11 protein-coding genes are annotated in these 15,609 nt (G+C 47.3%); 9 read left to right on the top strand and 2 right to left on the bottom strand.

What is annotated here, in order from left to right; genetic code table 11:
* Position 1: 1 nt before the first annotated feature.
* From ADS79_RS18285 to ADS79_RS18265, 5 genes are all read left to right on the top strand, one after another.
* Positions 2 to 928 carry an ABC transporter permease gene (locus tag ADS79_RS18285; RefSeq protein WP_255323295.1) on the top strand — a complete coding sequence of 309 codons (927 nt, stop codon included), beginning with the start codon at positions 2 to 4 and terminating at the stop codon, positions 926 to 928.
* 13 nt (positions 929 to 941) lie between these two features.
* Entirely contained in the window at positions 942 to 1,826 is an 885-nt protein-coding gene (locus ADS79_RS18280; RefSeq protein ID WP_049739830.1) for an ABC transporter permease, read from the top strand.
* A 17-nt stretch (positions 1,827 to 1,843) separates the two neighbouring features.
* On the top strand, positions 1,844 to 3,874 hold the full coding sequence (locus tag ADS79_RS36490; protein ID WP_049739829.1) for an ABC transporter ATP-binding protein: 2,031 nt from the start codon (positions 1,844 to 1,846) through the stop codon (positions 3,872 to 3,874).
* 39 nt (positions 3,875 to 3,913) lie between these two features.
* Positions 3,914 to 4,990 carry an LLM class flavin-dependent oxidoreductase gene (locus tag ADS79_RS18270; protein WP_049739828.1) on the top strand — a complete coding sequence of 359 codons (1,077 nt, stop codon included), beginning with the start codon at positions 3,914 to 3,916 and terminating at the stop codon, positions 4,988 to 4,990.
* A 202-nt stretch (positions 4,991 to 5,192) separates the two neighbouring features.
* A complete protein-coding gene (locus ADS79_RS18265; RefSeq protein ID WP_049739827.1) occupies positions 5,193 to 6,683 on the top strand; it encodes an amidase in 1,491 nt (496 codons plus the stop codon).
* A 51-nt stretch (positions 6,684 to 6,734) separates the two neighbouring features.
* On the opposite strand, the gene ADS79_RS18260 is transcribed toward ADS79_RS18265, so the two are convergent.
* Together ADS79_RS18260 and ADS79_RS18255 are read right to left on the bottom strand one after the other, a co-directional pair.
* The gene (locus tag ADS79_RS18260; protein WP_049739826.1) at positions 6,735 to 7,535 is read right to left on the bottom strand and encodes a WYL domain-containing protein; all 801 of its coding nucleotides are present in this window, start codon (positions 7,533 to 7,535) and stop codon (positions 6,735 to 6,737) included.
* Entirely contained in the window at positions 7,510 to 8,826 is a 1,317-nt protein-coding gene (locus ADS79_RS18255; RefSeq protein WP_049739825.1) for a helix-turn-helix transcriptional regulator, read from the bottom strand. Before ADS79_RS18255 ends, ADS79_RS18260 begins: the two co-directional genes overlap by 26 nt.
* A 528-nt stretch (positions 8,827 to 9,354) precedes the next feature.
* On the opposite strand from ADS79_RS18255, the gene ADS79_RS18250 reads away from it, so the two are divergent.
* From ADS79_RS18250 to ADS79_RS18235, 4 genes are all read left to right on the top strand, one after another.
* Positions 9,355 to 10,848 carry a TROVE domain-containing protein gene (locus tag ADS79_RS18250; protein ID WP_049739824.1) on the top strand — a complete coding sequence of 498 codons (1,494 nt, stop codon included), beginning with the start codon at positions 9,355 to 9,357 and terminating at the stop codon, positions 10,846 to 10,848.
* Positions 10,849 to 10,933: 85 nt separating this feature from the next.
* Positions 10,934 to 11,728 carry a nucleotidyltransferase domain-containing protein gene (locus tag ADS79_RS18245; protein ID WP_049739823.1) on the top strand — a complete coding sequence of 265 codons (795 nt, stop codon included), beginning with the start codon at positions 10,934 to 10,936 and terminating at the stop codon, positions 11,726 to 11,728.
* Between the two features lie 20 nt (positions 11,729 to 11,748).
* The gene (locus tag ADS79_RS18240) at positions 11,749 to 13,014 is read left to right on the top strand and encodes a class I SAM-dependent methyltransferase (protein WP_049739822.1); all 1,266 of its coding nucleotides are present in this window, start codon (positions 11,749 to 11,751) and stop codon (positions 13,012 to 13,014) included.
* A 2-nt stretch (positions 13,015 to 13,016) separates the two neighbouring features.
* Complete coding sequence (locus ADS79_RS18235) at positions 13,017 to 15,602, top strand: metallophosphoesterase (protein ID WP_049739821.1); 2,586 nt, start codon at positions 13,017 to 13,019, stop codon at positions 15,600 to 15,602.
* The last annotated feature ends 7 nt before the right edge of the window (positions 15,603 to 15,609 follow it).

Raw genomic sequence — 15,609 nt, 5'->3', positions numbered from 1 at the left:
GGTGACCGGAACGTTTGCTACCCGATTGCTAACCTCGCTGCTCGTCGTTATTGGCTCGTCGATGCTCGTTTTTGTGATTATGTACGTTCTGCCCGGAGATCCGGTTTTACAGATGCTCGATGGAACCGCGACGACACCCGAGGCGATTGAGCAAATGCGGCAGCAATTGGGGCTTGATCAACCGTTTTATGTTCAATTCATGCAGTATTTTCTGCAGCTGTTGCAGGGGGATTTTGGCGCATCGCGGATTGATAGTACGCCAGTTCTTCCGAAAATTTTGGAGCATGTGCCGGCAACCCTTGCTTTGACTGCTGCCAGCGCGATTGTCTCTGTCCTGGTAGGCACGATCCTCGGTGTGTTATCCGCCATTCATCGAAATGGAGTCATCGACATCCTAGCAAGATTTGTAGGTTTGTTCGGGATCTCCATGCCAACTTTCTGGACGGGAATTTTGCTCTTATTGCTCTTTTCCATACACTTGGGAGTATTTCCAATCGCAGGATCAGATGGTTGGAAATCTCTAATTCTGCCAGGGGTGACATTGGGGCTTGTCGGGGCAGGGTTTATCGTGCGAATGGTGCGAAATACGATGCTGGAGGTCATTAGTGAGCCATTCATTGTGACTCTGCGCTCAAAAGGCTTGACCGAGAGAGTCGTTATGTACAAACACGCTCTGCGAAACGCACTCATTCCAGCCTTGACGATCATGGGGGTCATGATTGGAGAGCTCTTGAGCGGAACTGTTGTCGTCGAGACAGTATTTGCCCGTCAAGGCATCGGACGGATACTTGCAGATGCAATTATGTCCAAGGATATGCCAGTGGTACAAGGTGTGGTCTTTTTCACCGCAATCATCTATGTACTCGTAAATTTGTTGGTAGATGTATCGTATTCCTTCGTCGATCCGCGTATTCGACGATCGCAGTAAGGGGGGAATTGGGATGAAAGATACAACGATAGAGAAGCCGCTCGGGACGTCTGTTCAGCTGCAAAGATATCGGCTGCGACGAATCGATCTGACACAGTTGTTTCTGTTTGCGGCAGGGCTGGTTGTGATGTTTCTCGGCATATGTGCGATAGTGCCGCAATGGGTAGCGCCTTATTCTCCCACGATGATCGATCCGGCTAATTTGCTGAAGCCGCCGAGTGCAAGTCATCTATTTGGAACGGACTATTTTGGAAGAGACGTTTTTACACTGGTCGTCTATGGTAGCCGCGACTCTCTGCTTATCGGTCTTACTTCCGTCATCGTTGGCGGGGTGACAGGAGGCGTGCTTGGAGCCATTTCTGGTTACGTGGGTGGACTGATTGACCTGATCATTATGCGCATCATTGAGGTATTGATGACCATTCCAGGCATTCTTCTGGCTTTGGCAATTGCGGCGGCACTCGGGCCAAGCACGCTCAATGTCGTCCTTGCCATTGCCTCTGGAACGATTCCCCGCTATGCGAGAGTGATGCGCAGCCAGATTTTAAGTGTGAAGCTTCGTTCCTATGTCACCGCTTCGCGATCGATCGGTAGCTCCGAAATTCGCATCTTTTGGAAGCATGTACTGCCAAACTCGACGGCACCTTTTTTGGTCATGGCGACAATCGGTATTGGGACGTCCATTTTAACCGGTTCGAGCCTCAGCTTTCTTGGACTTGGGGTGATGAAAGAGATTCCGGATTGGGGCACCGTCTTGTCCCAAGGGAGAGGATATTTGACGGTTGCCTGGTGGGTGTGCACCTTTCCTGGACTTGCCATCGCCCTGTTTGTGCTGTCTGTTAATGTGATTGGCGACCAGATTCGGGACGTACTGGACCCGAAAAAGAGTAACGGGTAATTCAAAGGAGGCAGCGAATGTCACAACTCCTACTCGAAATCAAAGGCCTGACGATTGAATTTCCGACCTCGGAAGGATCAGTAACGCCTGTGACCGATGTGTCATTTCACATGAACCGCGGTGAAACCGTATGCATGGTCGGGGAATCCGGTAGCGGCAAAACGATTACCTCAAAAGCGATTATGCGCCTGATTGACTTTGAAAGGGGACGTATTGCAGCAGGCACGGTCAAGCTGGATGGCGAGGACTTGACCGTATTTCCGCAAAGTGTTCTGCAATCGATTCGGGGAAAAAGGGTAGCGATGGTTTTTCAAGAGCCGATGGCAGCGTTCGATCCTGTGTTTACGATTGGAACGCAGATTGTTGAGACGATTCGGAGGCATGAAAAGCGAAGTGCAAAGGAAGCGCGTAACCGTGCAATCGACCTGTTGGCGCGAGTCGGATTACTGGAACCGCAGCTTCGTTTTCAGCAATATCCAAATGAACTGTCAGGGGGCATGCTGCAGCGAGCCATGATCGCGATGGCGCTTGCCTGCGGACCAGAGCTGCTTATTGCAGACGAGCCGACGACTGCATTAGATGTGACAATCCAAGCGCAGATATTAAGCCTCTTGCGCGACCTGCAAGCCGAATTCGGCATGGCGATTTTACTCATTACGCATGATCTGGGTATTGCAGCTAAGATGGCTGATCGGATGATCGTGATGTATGCAGGCAAAATCGTCGAGCAAGCTTCCACCAACAAGCTGTTTTCTAATCCACAGCATCCATATACGGCGGGACTGCTCCGTTCCATTACAACAATGGACAGTGATCGCTCCGCTGTGCTCTATACAATTGATGGTACTCCGCCAAATGCGGCAGATTTCCCATCGGGTTGCCGATTCCACCCGCGTTGTCCTCTGGCGACAGAGCAATGCAAAGCAGCTGCACCTCCTCTTGTCGGAACGGCTGATCATGAGACAGCTTGCTGGCACAGTGACCTGCTTGCAGGTGAGGACACGCTGGAGCAATTGGCGACTACCTCTGTGGAAGTAATTGCAGAAGCCGAGCGCTCTGCTGTGGAGCATCGCTCAGATAGACAGTCAAAGCTGTTGTTTGAGGTTAATGGCCTGACGAAGCACTATCCGGTGAAAGGCTCATTCGGTCAAACCAAAGCCGTCATCCATGCCGTAGACAATGTGTCATTTGCGATACGGGAGGGGGAGACATTTGGCTTGGTCGGTGAATCGGGCAGTGGCAAATCGACGCTCGGACGTGTTTTGATCCAGCTGGAAAAAGCAACGGCAGGCTCGGTGTTTTTTCGCGGGGAGGAGCTTGGTAGTATGGGGGCTTCACGGCGCCGGGAAATTCAGCGCGACATGCAAATGATTTTTCAGGACCCATACGGTTCGGTTAATCCGCGCTGGACGGTAGAGGATACCGTTGCTGAGCCACTGGACGTTCATAATTCCCTGAGCAGGGGGGATCGCAGGGCGAGGGTTGAGAAGCTACTCGAGATGGTAGGGCTTAACCCTTCCTGGGCAGATCGTTACCCTCATGAATTTTCCGGTGGTCAGCGCCAGAGAATCGGCATCGCTCGCGCCATCGCCTTGGAGCCCAGATTTGTGCTAGCAGACGAAGCAGTATCTGCGCTGGATGTATCTGTCCAGGCTCAAATCGTAAATCTCATGCAGGAATTGCAAAACAAGCTCGGACTCACGTATGTGTTCATTGCCCACGGTTTAAATATCGTAAGGCATGTTTCTACACGGATCGGAGTCATGTATCTGGGAAATGTTGTGGAGATCGCACCGGCAGAGGAATTGTTCCAGCATCCCGCGCATCCCTATACAGCTCTACTGATTTCGTCCATTCCTTGGCCAGACCCTACGCAAAGAAGGGAATTCTCAGCGATCAAGGGAGAAATTCCTTCTCCGGCCGCTCCACCACCTGGCTGCCGCTTCCATACCCGTTGTCCAGCCGCGACTGCCCGTTGCAAAGAGATAGCACCAGAGCTGCTGCCGATTGGAAACGGACGCATGGTTGCCTGCCATTATCCGATTTAAATCACTCAGAACAAATATCGAGAGGGAGGCGTTTATCCGATGAAATTTGCTTTGATGAGTCTCTTGCAAAATACCCCAAATCCTGTGACAGGAGAAGCGTTTACACAGCAAGAAAAATTTCAAAATATCCTGAATCAGGCGATTCTCGCGGAAAAGCTCGGCTTTGAAGCTTACGGTGTAGGAGAACGACATGGGGCACCGTTCATTTCGTCGTCACCACCAATTGTTTTGACAGCCATCGCAGCGAGAACCTCGCGCATTCGTTTATTAACTACTGTGACTGTTTTGAGCATACTTGACCCGGTGAGGGTAGCCGAGGATTACGCAACACTCGATCATCTTTCTGGTGGACGGATCGAGTTGATTATTGGCAAGGGCAATTTTGCGCAGCACTATCCACTGTTTGGAATTGAGGAAGAAGAACAGTGGGATTCCCTGGCGGAGCGCTATGAGCTGCTCAGCCGGTTGTGGAGCGAGGAAAATGTTACCTGGGAAGGGAAGTATCGACCAGCCTTGTACAACGTAACGACGCAGCCAAGACCGTTTCAAAAGAAAATCCCGGTGTGGCATGGGAGTGCGTCCAGTAAACACTCCACAGAATTGGCGGCGAAATACGGCGAGCCGTTGTTCTCGTCGAATACGCTGCATCATCAGGAGAAATACACAGCATTGATTGAGCATTACCGCGAGCGTCTTGCCTATTACGGCCATGATCCGAAAAAGGCGATCATAGGAGCAGGCTCGGGTGGAAGTATATATTTGGCGAATACGACAGAAGAGGCAATCAAGCGGTTCCGACCCTATCATGATGCATTTCGGGCACGACTTACACAGCCACATGACATACCTCCCTTTAAAGATTTGGAGGACAATGTGAAAAATGGGCCAATTCTCGTGGGCAGTCCTGAGCATGTGATTGAAAAAGTGCTCGACTACCATCGCGCATTTGGGCACCAGGTACTGAGCATTAGTGTAGATGGATTGACGGAGGCAGAGCAAAAGGAGCAAGCAGAACGCTTTGCTACTGAGGTCATTCCGGTTTTGAAAAAGGAGATTCCAAGCACAGTCTGGGAGACGAATCCTGCAACAGTAGAGGAAAGTGCTGCTACGCATTAACCCCCGTAAATAGGTGAAAAAGACAACGAAAGCTACAAAGGCGATTTCCAAAGGGAATCGCTTTTTTCGTTCCAACACTTTTTCGTTCCAACACTTTTTAGGTACATAGATTCATAGGATGGGCAGGATAATAAATTGATAAATCGAATTATTCAAAATATAAGTAAGGCATTTCCATTTCGATCGTGAGGAGGCTATCCAAATGTCCCTGTCCAATCAATTGGCTTATATGTCTGCCAGCGAGCTTGCATCACGCATTCGGCGCCGCGAGCTTTCGCCTGTAGACGTGACAGATGCTTTTATTGAGCGAATAGAAGAGAGGAACAGCAGCATTAATGCCTTGATTTACTTTGGTTTCGAAGATGCGAGAAGAGCTGCCAAACGAGCAGAACAAGCCCTCGTGTCTGGCGAAGAAATCGGTCCTCTGCATGGTGTTCCTACAGCGATCAAGGATTTGTTTGATTTTAAACCGGGTTGGGTTTCCACCTTTGGCGGCATCCGGGCACTAAGACAAAACGTTGTCGATTTTGCTTGCTTGTATACAGAACGCATGGAAAAGGCAGGGGCGATTATTGTTGGCAAGACGAATAGTCCACTGCTTGGTTTTCGGGGAACCTGCGATAATTACTTGTTTGGCCCGACACGCAACCCGTTTGAACTAAGTAAAAACAGTGGCGGGTCGTCTGGCGGGAGCGCAGCGGCAGTGGCTGACGGTTTATTGCCGATTGCAGAAGGAACGGATGGCGGTGGTTCGATCCGAATCCCGGCTTCCTGGTGTGGGGTTTACGGATACAAGGCATCCTTTGGTCGTGTGCCACATACGGGGCGTCCGAATGCTTTTGGCGGTACGATGCCGTTTTTATACGAAGGTCCCATCACAAGAACAGTAGAAGATGCGGCCATCTCTATGAATGTATTGTCTGGCTATGATTCGCGTGATCCTTTCAGTCTGCCGGAGGAAATCGACTTTACGAAAGCGCTGACTCGTTCAGTGAAGGGCTGGCGGATAGCGTACAGCTCCGATTTTGATATTTTTCCCGTCGATCCAAAAGTAAAAGAGGTAGTGGCACGTGCGGTATCCGCTTTTGCCGAGGCAGGCGCACATGTGGAAGAAGTCCGCTTGGGAATCAAGTATTCACAACGTGAGCTGAGCGATTTATGGTCAAGAATGATCATGCCAGGAAGTGTGCGGATGCTGGATAGCATGAAAGCAGGCGGTCTGGATTTGCTGGCAGAACATCGGGATGACTTCCCTCCACAAGTGCTGGAGTGGCTTGAGAAAGCATCTCGCCTGACTGCGCAGGATGTGATTCGCGACCAGGAGATGCGGACACATATTTATGATGCGATACAGGGAGTTTTTGAACAATATGATCTCCTAATTACCCCGACTCTGGCATGCCTGCCTGTGGATAATGCTACAGATGGAAACACGGTAGGACCAACGATGATCAACGGAGAAGAGGTAGACCCGCTGATTGGATGGTGCATGACGTATTTTATGAATTTCACCGGTCATCCTGCTGCCTCGATTCCAGCGGGATTGACAGATAATCATCTTCCTGTTGGTATGCAAATCATCGGAAAACGCTATGCCGATGTGGATGTACTTACCGCAAGCGCCGTTTTCGAAAGAATACGCCCGTGGTATCAAACGTATGAGCGCTGTGCAAATCGTCTGGTGACGAGCTGACACAGAAGAGCGGCCCCTTCCTAAACGAGAAGGGGCCAATTTTTTGCAAAGCTATTCGATGCCGTACCGTGCGAGTGCTTTCGTAGACGACTCATGCATCCGCAATTTTAATTCCTGACCTGCAATGACTTTGACCCGTTTTCCCAAAAAGCGCATTTTCGACAGAATGTATTCTCGGTCATCAACTAGAAAGGTGAGTGTAATTCGATACGTGTCTGTAGCATCTTCATATTCTACATCCTTCTCGAAGCAGGAGAAGGCGTAGAGGATACGTGACAATTCCTTGTTGAACGAACGAACCACCTCGATGACAGCCCGTTCTTTTCGCGATTCAAGCAGGGCTTCGATCTGTTGCTTGACAATCTGTACCTGATCGCAAGCTGCGATTGCTTCATCGACGGATACGATATTTTGAAGTTTTGTTGCCATGAAAGAGTGCTGGCGCAAATGATACCAAAGCAAATACCATTCCCGTTTGACCATCGAATATTCCAGTTTGTACGGAAGTCCTGCCTGTACACTCCCGACCTTGCCATTTCTGTTTTTGTAGACGATGTGTATTCCTTGGTTGTTGGTTATTATCCGTCTCAGCTTGCGCAGCAGAGGATGATAGATTTGCTTCTCCACACTTTTTGCTTTTTCAATCAAGCTGCTAGAGATGTCATACGTTTCTTCTTGCTCGACGATTTCCCGGAGCCTTCTCAACGTATCCGGTTCAAATGCATCCTCAGCAGCTGGGTGAGCGAGCATTGTTTTCAGCCAGGTACGTTCATGCGCCGTGATCGTAAGGGTATTCGACTCGTGCAGTCTGGCAAACACTTGATAATTAAATATTTTCTCGAATGGATTCATAGTAAGATTGAATCTCCTTCCATTCGTTGATAAATTCTCTTCGTAAATAAGCGGGCTCCAAAACCTCGCAGCTGGAGCCAAAACTGCGGAGCCACGGTCGGATTTCCATCGTTCCGTTTACCATGATCTCAAATAAAAACGAATCCTCATTCTCCTCTGTAATCATTCCCCACTGGCCCTGCTGCTGTACACGGTGCTTGATAAAATTGGGCTCGTTACCCTCAGGATGATAGAAGCGCACTTTAATTTTTACCGGTTGGCCTGTATCAATCAGCCAGCTGAAGCGTATTTTTTCTTCAAGAGCAGCACATTTTCTGGCAAACTCCTCTTCAAGCACGCTCTCTTTTTCTTCGATCTGCGTTAGCCCCTCCACACGGTACTTCGTGATGCCAAGTCTCTTGCTGTGGCCTAGCAAATACCATCTTCCGTATTGATGGTCATAGATCACCTTTAAGGGAAGGAGCAGCTCTTGTTTCCCTGTCGATTCCTTTTCAAACAGGGGATTCGTATTCTGCGAGGTATACCGCTTGCCAGATTTCGGTGAAAAATAGAGGAACGATATTCGACGCCGCTGCCTTATAGCTCGAAACAAGGTATACAAATGGGCCTCATCTAAAATGCGGGAGTAAAAATGATATTTGTACAAAAATAGCTCCGAAGCTGCCTCTGTTTGTTTCCGCGCCTTTTTCAAATTATCCCGCAGCAAATACCCTTGTACAGAAGGGACCTGTGTGTTCGCCATTACGTCCACAAAGTCGTACAGATCCGTTAATTCCTCGTCATGCAAGCCTGTCACGATTTCATGATGAATCCGGTAGCGAAAAGGACGTCCGCCCGTCTCCTTGCGTATGACACCAACCTCCTCCAGATACTTGAGGTCAGAGCGAATCGTTTTTTCGTCCGGTAAGGGGAGATCGCCGGGGAGCTGTTCATGACAGATGTCAATGATTTCAGCAGTAGTCAATGCCTGCTCCTGTATGGCTTTTAAAATGAGTGACAGGCGAATACTTTCTGATTCCTTTAACGATTTGGCTCGAAAAAGAAACAGGAGCATCGGGTCTGAGGAGTCATAGTAGCTGTAACGGAGCATTTGGGTGAGCTCTTTTTCCTGGTGGGCGGGCAACTCATTAGACATCGTATAAATGATTTCTTTCAAGCGCTTGATCGTTTTATCGAATGTATGTACAGAAATTCCTAATCGTTCTGCAAACTGCTGCCTCGTATAAGCGCCGCTCGTCAAAACAAGCAAACGCAAGAACTGGATTTCTTTATCAAAGCTTTCTCTCGCCATAGGTATTCCTCTCTTTACTGGTTGTAGCTATTCCCTTCATGATAAAGCGAAAAAGGGAAGGGAAGGGGGAAAATGGTAAATTTATCTGAAGTCGTAATACTTTCGCCATGTTCGCTTACCAAAAAGTAAGCGATGATAAGCGTGTGAGGTCGAAGCAACAAGTGAAGGCCTCTCGCACCAGGATCATAGAGGCGCATGGATGGGTTACTCCGCCTTTTAAGCGACGTGTCGTTGGTTCGAGTCCAACTCCTGTCTGATCGGCAGGATAGCTCAGTTGGTAGAGCAGTTCGTACCTATCCGCCTTTTTCCTCCATGATCTCTTCAAAAGGTTACTGAAGCGAGGCGCTTGAAAGGGTTCCTTCGACATGAATCGGATTGAATGTGACGATGCTCCAAGTGGGCACTCACAAGACCTTTTCAGATCATTCCTCGCTTCAGTCTACCATTTCATTTCCAGTGACACACGGATCAATTCCTAGGACTTATTTCTCGTTTTTCTTGAGAGTCCGTAAAAGGGGGCAACAAAAGATGGGTATGACCAAAAAGCTCTTTGGAGCACAACTACCTACAACACATAACAAGGACGGATACTCTGCTTACATACGCTCATTAGAAGAGCAATATTTGCAGACACTCTTAACCAATACACTTGGAAATACGTTTTATGCAGACCAAAATCAAATAATGGAGGAAGCCCACGAGCTGCATCATGAGATTGCGAAACAAAATCCACAATTTATGGCAAAAGCACTGGTCTTTGCTCGCAACGAAGGCTTTATGCGTATGCAGCCTCTTTTTGGCCTGGCAATTTTGTCGCTTTATCGGCCAGACTTGTTTGCAGCCGTTTTTATGCAAGTGGTTCGAATTCCTTCTGATTTGTCTGATTTCCTGACCATTCTCAAAAGCATGGGAAGGGGAGAAGGTGGAAGAGCGGTAAAGCGGCAAGTAAACCGTTTTTTGACCAACATCACCGAGTATTGGGCATTGAAGTATAACGGACGGGGAAGAGGCTATAGCTTGGGGGACGTCATTGCAACTGCGCATCCGAAGCCAATTGATCTAAAGCAGCAGGCATTATTTCGCTACTTACGAGGTCATGAGGTGAACAAGGCACTGCTGCCGCAAATCGAAGCAGTAGAAAAGCTAAAGCAAGCGCAGACAGAAGCGGAGCAAATCGAGTGGATTCACGCTGGAAAGCTCCCTTACGAAACCGTGACAAGTGCGATCAGGCCTACGAAAGCGATCTGGGAAGCGCTGCTGTACCAAATGCCCGTATTCGCTCTGCTTCGTCACTTGCAAGCATTAACACGTGCTGGAGTATTTGCTGATTCTGATCACCTCGATTATGCGGTAAGTCGGTTAACTGACCGTCACGCCTTGCAAAAAACGAAAATCTTGCCGTTTCAATTTGCAAGAGCGTTCGAGCAGGTAGAACATCCCGTGCTGCGAGACGCCCTGCGTGAAGCGGTAGACTTGACCTTTGACAACCTGCCGGAGCTGGGGGAGAAAACAGCCATCTTCCTGGATATTTCAGGATCGATGAGAGGGGACTACTTGCAGATCGGATCCGTATTTGCCCTGGCTTTGTATAAAAAAACGAAGGGAAACTCCATCTTCTGGCTGTTCGATACGAATGTGGAGGATGCCAAGCCATCACGTCATGATAGCATTTTGAGCCAAGCGGAGAAGATCCGAGCCCGTGGCGGCACAGATACAGGCGCACCCGTCAGAAGACTCACACGAGAGGGCAAGCATGTCGAGCAAATCATTATAATCACAGACGAGCAGCAAAATAGTGGCAGCCCGTTTTATCGTGACCTGCTCAAATACCGTTCTGCGGTCAATCCCGATGTCAAAGCCTTTATCGTAGATATCGCCCCTTTCCGTCATGCCATGGTACCTCCACAGGATGAAAAAACCTTTTACATTTACGGATGGAGCGATACCGTCCTCTCCTACATCGCACAAACAATCCAAGGGTATGACACGATGGTAGAGAAGGTCAATGCGCTTTCCCTGTGAAGAGAATCGTAACAAGAATTGAGTCAGCCCGGAACGAATCTTGTTCTTGGCCTCGTTTACTACCAATTGGAAAGGTGGGCCCAGTATGCCTGATTACAAACCATCCATTTTAAACGAACTGCACAAGATTGAACAGGAAGAGCAAGTCCGCATCCTGTTTGCCTGCGAATCAGGCAGTAGAGCATGGGGATTTCCGTCTAAAGACAGTGACTATGATGTGCGATTCCTGTACATCAGGCAACCATCCTGGTATTTATCTATTTTTGATAAGCGGGATGTCATTGAACGCCCGATAAGCAATATGCTCGATATCAATGGCTGGGACTTGAAAAAGGCGCTGCAGTTATTCCGTAAATCCAACCCTCCGCTGCTCGAATGGTTGCACTCACCGATCCAGTATGAGGAGAAATATTCGTTAGCCGAGCAGCTGCGCCAGCTTTCCAAACAAGCTTTTTCTCCTAAATCGTGTATGTATCACTATTTGAACATGGCAAAAGGAAACTACCGCGACTATTTAACAGGAGACAAAGTGAGAATAAAAAAGTATTTCTATGTGTTGCGCCCGGTTCTTGCTTGCTCTTGGGTTGAGAAATTTGACACCATGCCGCCGGTGGAATTTGAGCGCATGGTTGAAGCGCTTGTTCCAGTCGGCAGTGAGCTAAAATCGACGATAGAAAATCTATTGGCTCGAAAAAAGGCGGGAGATGAGCTCGATTATGAGCCAAGAATCGAGACAATCAATGCGTATGTAGAGGAAAGAATTCAGTATTTCGATGTGATGACAGGCATGATCGGACAAAAGCGAGTACAGATCGATGAACAATTAGATGCTTTATTTCTTTGCGCGTTAGAAGAAGTATGGTCATTCGCTAAAAACTAGGACGGGGGGAGAAGATAGCTATGGCAATCGTTCAATTAAGATCGCAAAACCCGGATTTTTCTTTTCTGATCAAAAAGAATCCGAGCTCTGGAATGCTTCTGCGATCGATTCGAAAGGGCATCGGCTACGGGTGGTATACCGATGACAACACGTTCAACGTGTACTTCAAGGATGCCGACAATGAAATCTCTTATAAACAGTCTGCAGACGATACGTTTGAATACTTGAATGTATCACGATACAACACACCATTATTTCCACTGCATGCGATTAACGAGTTTTTTTCGGCTCCACTCAAATCACAAGATGAACGGGATAAAGCAGGCTATGAACACATGTTTTTCATCAATATGGTTCATGTCGAAATGGTGCATTACATCGAATTTTTTCAAAAGCATTTACCGGACTATACTTTCGAAACCAAGCACCTCGCACATAAAAGCTACTCTCTTACAGTAACGACGAGAAAAACGCTATATGAGCTGCTTCACACTCTGAGTGTGCTATGTTTGTTCTTTTCCATGTTCGGCAAGGAGTATTTGGATATCTCAGAAAGCCTGTTGGATAAGTATATAAAGAGCATTCAAGTAATGGATGCCCCGTTCTACATTCGAAGCCTGTTTGCTCGCAACTTTCTGACAACAAAGCGCTTGTTCCGTCAATATAGGGAGTCGCTTGAAAAATCAGATCGATACGTGATTTCGCTCGATTATGGCAGCACAGCTCACCAAAGAAGGAATTACATTGAGAGCTTGTTTTCCTTCAATAAACCGATTCTCGATATTGGCTGTGGGGAAGGATTTTATGCGATTCCGTTTGCTGCGAAGCTCGAGGATTTCTATTATGTGGTGGACACAAATGAAGAAGCGCTAAAGACAGTCAGTCGCAGAGCAGAAGCAAAAGAAATGGGAAACATCATTTCGTATCATTCCATTTCTCATTTTCTAGAAGAGTACGATGGTGAACAAGTAGACATAATTTTGACAGAAGTCATCGAACATATGAGCCTGGATGAAGCGAGCTTGTTTATCAAGCAAATCATTCAAGGGATTCACTTTGAGCGACTCGTTATTACAACGCCAAATGCTGATTTTAATACGTTTTATGAATTAACTGGCTTCCGTCATGAGGATCACAAGTGGGAACTCGGGCAAAATGAATTTCGAAAATGGCTTTTGGATGTGATTGGCCAAACAGAGCTGCAGGTTGAGTTTGTAGCCATCGGGGATAAAGTCAATCAGATCCAGACAACACAAGGCGTAATCCTTACGAAAAGGGGGGCATGAATGTGGAAATACGGACGAGGGTCCACACGATTTTTTTGCTGATTGGACCGACAGAATGCGGAAAAACAACCTTTGCCAAAGAACTCTTGATCCCTGCACTACGATTTGCCGACGAGTCGAAAGGCGTACAGGCAAATGTTCAATATATTTCATCAGATCAGATTCGTCAGGAGCTGCTGGGACATGATTTTGACAAATACGATCAAGTTATGCTGGAAGCGAGTGAACAAGCTTTTCATCTCTTGTTTGAAAAAGTAAAAATGGCTACCTCGTTTCCCATCCTTGCAGAATTCGTCGTAGTCGATACAACCGGGCTGGCCGAAGACTTCCGGGCACAGATCCGTGAAATTGCAAAACGGAATAACTACAATCTGGACGTCATTCTATTCGATTACCGCAAGCGTGACGACTATTATGCCTCCGAGCGATCCAAAAAGCTGATTACCTCACATGTGCAACGATTGAAAAAAGAGGTGATGCGGTCACTTTCCAAGGAAGGGTACACGCACATTCATCGAGTGAGGTTGAAGGATTTTTACTCTCCCGTTACTTGTGAGGCAAATCCTGAATACAAGGTGTCCATCGAAAATCTGGACGAATATATGTCTACGAATCTGCCAAAGGATCAAAAATATATCATCGTGGGAGACGTCCATGAGTGCGTTGAGGAGCTAAAAGGGCTATTGCAAAGCCATGGCTACCGCATCGATGGTGATCACGTCGAGCTGACCGAAAAAGTCCAGCATACAAAAGTAATTCTCGCTGGTGACTGGATTGACAAGGGAAAACATACGAAAGAAATGATTCGCTTTTTGTTTGACAATCAGGAGCATTTCTTATTGGTCATGGGGAATCACGAAAACTTTGTCTTTCAATTTTTGCAGGGAGAAATAAAAGGAATCGATCAAGAGCTTCTCGAAAACTTCTTCGACTCAGTCCAAGTTTTGCGGGAGAGTGAAGAGCTGAAAGAGAAATTTTATCACCTGCACGCCCAATCCAAACCATTTTTCAAAGGAAATGCTCCCTCGGGACCGACCTTTTACGTTACTCACTCGCCATGCAAAAATAAATACGTGGGGAAGCTCGACACCAATTCCAAACGACATCAACGCAATTTTCGGATCGATCGCAGTGCGTCCCTAGAGGAACAGCTCTCCTTTTTAAAAGAAGAGGCAGTTGGGAATCACCCGTATCACATCTTCGGGCATGTGGCGGCAAAGCACGCTTTTCGCTTCAAAAACAAGCTGCATATTGACACAGGATGTGTACATGGAAATGCACTGACCGCTGTTGTGATTGCAAATAAACCGTTTCTGAAGACGCAGAAATCGAATTGCACTGTCTTCCAGGAGGAGCTGCTGTCCTTTTTCCAGGAAGAGCGTAAAGTATCGATTCAAGATTTGGCGGAGGAGGAAATCCGCAGACTACAATATTGCTCGCGCCACAAAGTGAACTTCATTTCCGGCACGATGGCGCCAGCAGACAAGGATGAAGCGAGTAACGAGCTGGAATCATTGCGATCCGGGTTAGCCTACTTCACCGAACGCGGCGTGCAGCAGGTCGTTCTGCAGCCGAAATATATGGGCTCGCGTTGCAACATTTATTTGCATAGTGACCCTGAGCAATGCTTTGCCGTCAGTAGAAACGGCTACAAGATCAATCAGGTAGATTTAACAGAGATGTACAATCAGTTATTGCAAAAGTTCGCGGGCTATATGCAAGAGAAGCAGATTGCCATGCTCATTCTGGACGGTGAGCTGCTGCCATGGCGTGCAATCGGAGAAGGTTTAATAGAAAAGCAATTTAAGCCAATCGAAAAGGCGCTAGAGAGTGAAATGGAATTTTTGCAACAAGCAGGCTTTGATCAAGCAATCGGCAAGCTTGCGACGGAGTATAAAGAAAGCGGTTTTGAAAAAGATCATTATCACAAATCCAAAGCCGAATTAATGGAAACCTACGGATCGAGAGTCTATCAAACGTTCAGATATGCTCGTGGCGTTCTGGACACCTATATGCCAATCGAGGAGCATCAACGGGCATTACAGATTTACAAGAAACAGCTAGAGTTGTATGCCGGTGATGGTGACATGGAGTATAAGCCATTTGCATTACTGAAAATCGTTTACAAAAATGGTAGTGAGGAAATACCCGATTGGCGTACTTCAGACGTGTATTCATTTTTATCGGACGATGAATATTTGCAAGTAGATTTATCCGAGCCGGATGCTTATGATCGCGCGGCCCAGTTCTTCTCCAAAATGACACTGGAAAATCTGATGGAGGGACTTGTGATAAAACCTGAGATCAACACGATCAAAACAGCTCCTTATATGAAGGTTCGCAATCCGGAGTATCTATCGATCATTTACGGCTATGACTATCGTTTTCCACATAAGTACAGAAAGCTGCTCAAACAGAAGAATATTGTACAGAAGCTGCGTACCTCGATGAAAGAGTACAACCTCGGAAGCAAATTGCTTTCTGTACCATTCGAATTCATTTCACCCGAGCATGACACGTACCGGGAAATTACTGCGAATTTATTATTTGAAGTAGCAAAAGAAAAAGAAATGGACCCTCGCTTGTAGGGTTTAT

This window comes from Brevibacillus reuszeri, from assembly GCF_001187725.1.
In the GTDB taxonomy this organism is placed as follows: Bacteria; Bacillota; Bacilli; order Brevibacillales; family Brevibacillaceae; genus Brevibacillus; species Brevibacillus reuszeri.
Note: the sequence above shows the minus strand (reverse complement) of the source record. Positions and strands in the feature narration are given on the sequence as shown.

Bases quoted from the DNA above. Each gene is read 5' to 3' on its own strand.
- ADS79_RS18280 (WP_049739830.1), top strand. From the start codon at position 942: ATGAAAGATACAACGATAGAGAAGCCGCTCGGGACGTCTGTTCAGCTG.
- ADS79_RS36490 (WP_049739829.1), top strand. From the start codon at position 1,844: ATGTCACAACTCCTACTCGAAATCAAAGGCCTGACGATTGAATTTCCG.
- ADS79_RS18270 (WP_049739828.1), top strand. From the start codon at position 3,914: ATGAAATTTGCTTTGATGAGTCTCTTGCAAAATACCCCAAATCCTGTG.
- ADS79_RS18265 (WP_049739827.1), top strand. From the start codon at position 5,193: ATGTCCCTGTCCAATCAATTGGCTTATATGTCTGCCAGCGAGCTTGCA.
- ADS79_RS18260 (WP_049739826.1), bottom strand. From the start codon at position 7,535: ATGAATCCATTCGAGAAAATATTTAATTATCAAGTGTTTGCCAGACTG.
- ADS79_RS18255 (WP_049739825.1), bottom strand. From the start codon at position 8,826: ATGGCGAGAGAAAGCTTTGATAAAGAAATCCAGTTCTTGCGTTTGCTT.
- ADS79_RS18250 (WP_049739824.1), top strand. From the start codon at position 9,355: ATGGGTATGACCAAAAAGCTCTTTGGAGCACAACTACCTACAACACAT.
- ADS79_RS18245 (WP_049739823.1), top strand. From the start codon at position 10,934: ATGCCTGATTACAAACCATCCATTTTAAACGAACTGCACAAGATTGAA.
- ADS79_RS18240 (WP_049739822.1), top strand. From the start codon at position 11,749: ATGGCAATCGTTCAATTAAGATCGCAAAACCCGGATTTTTCTTTTCTG.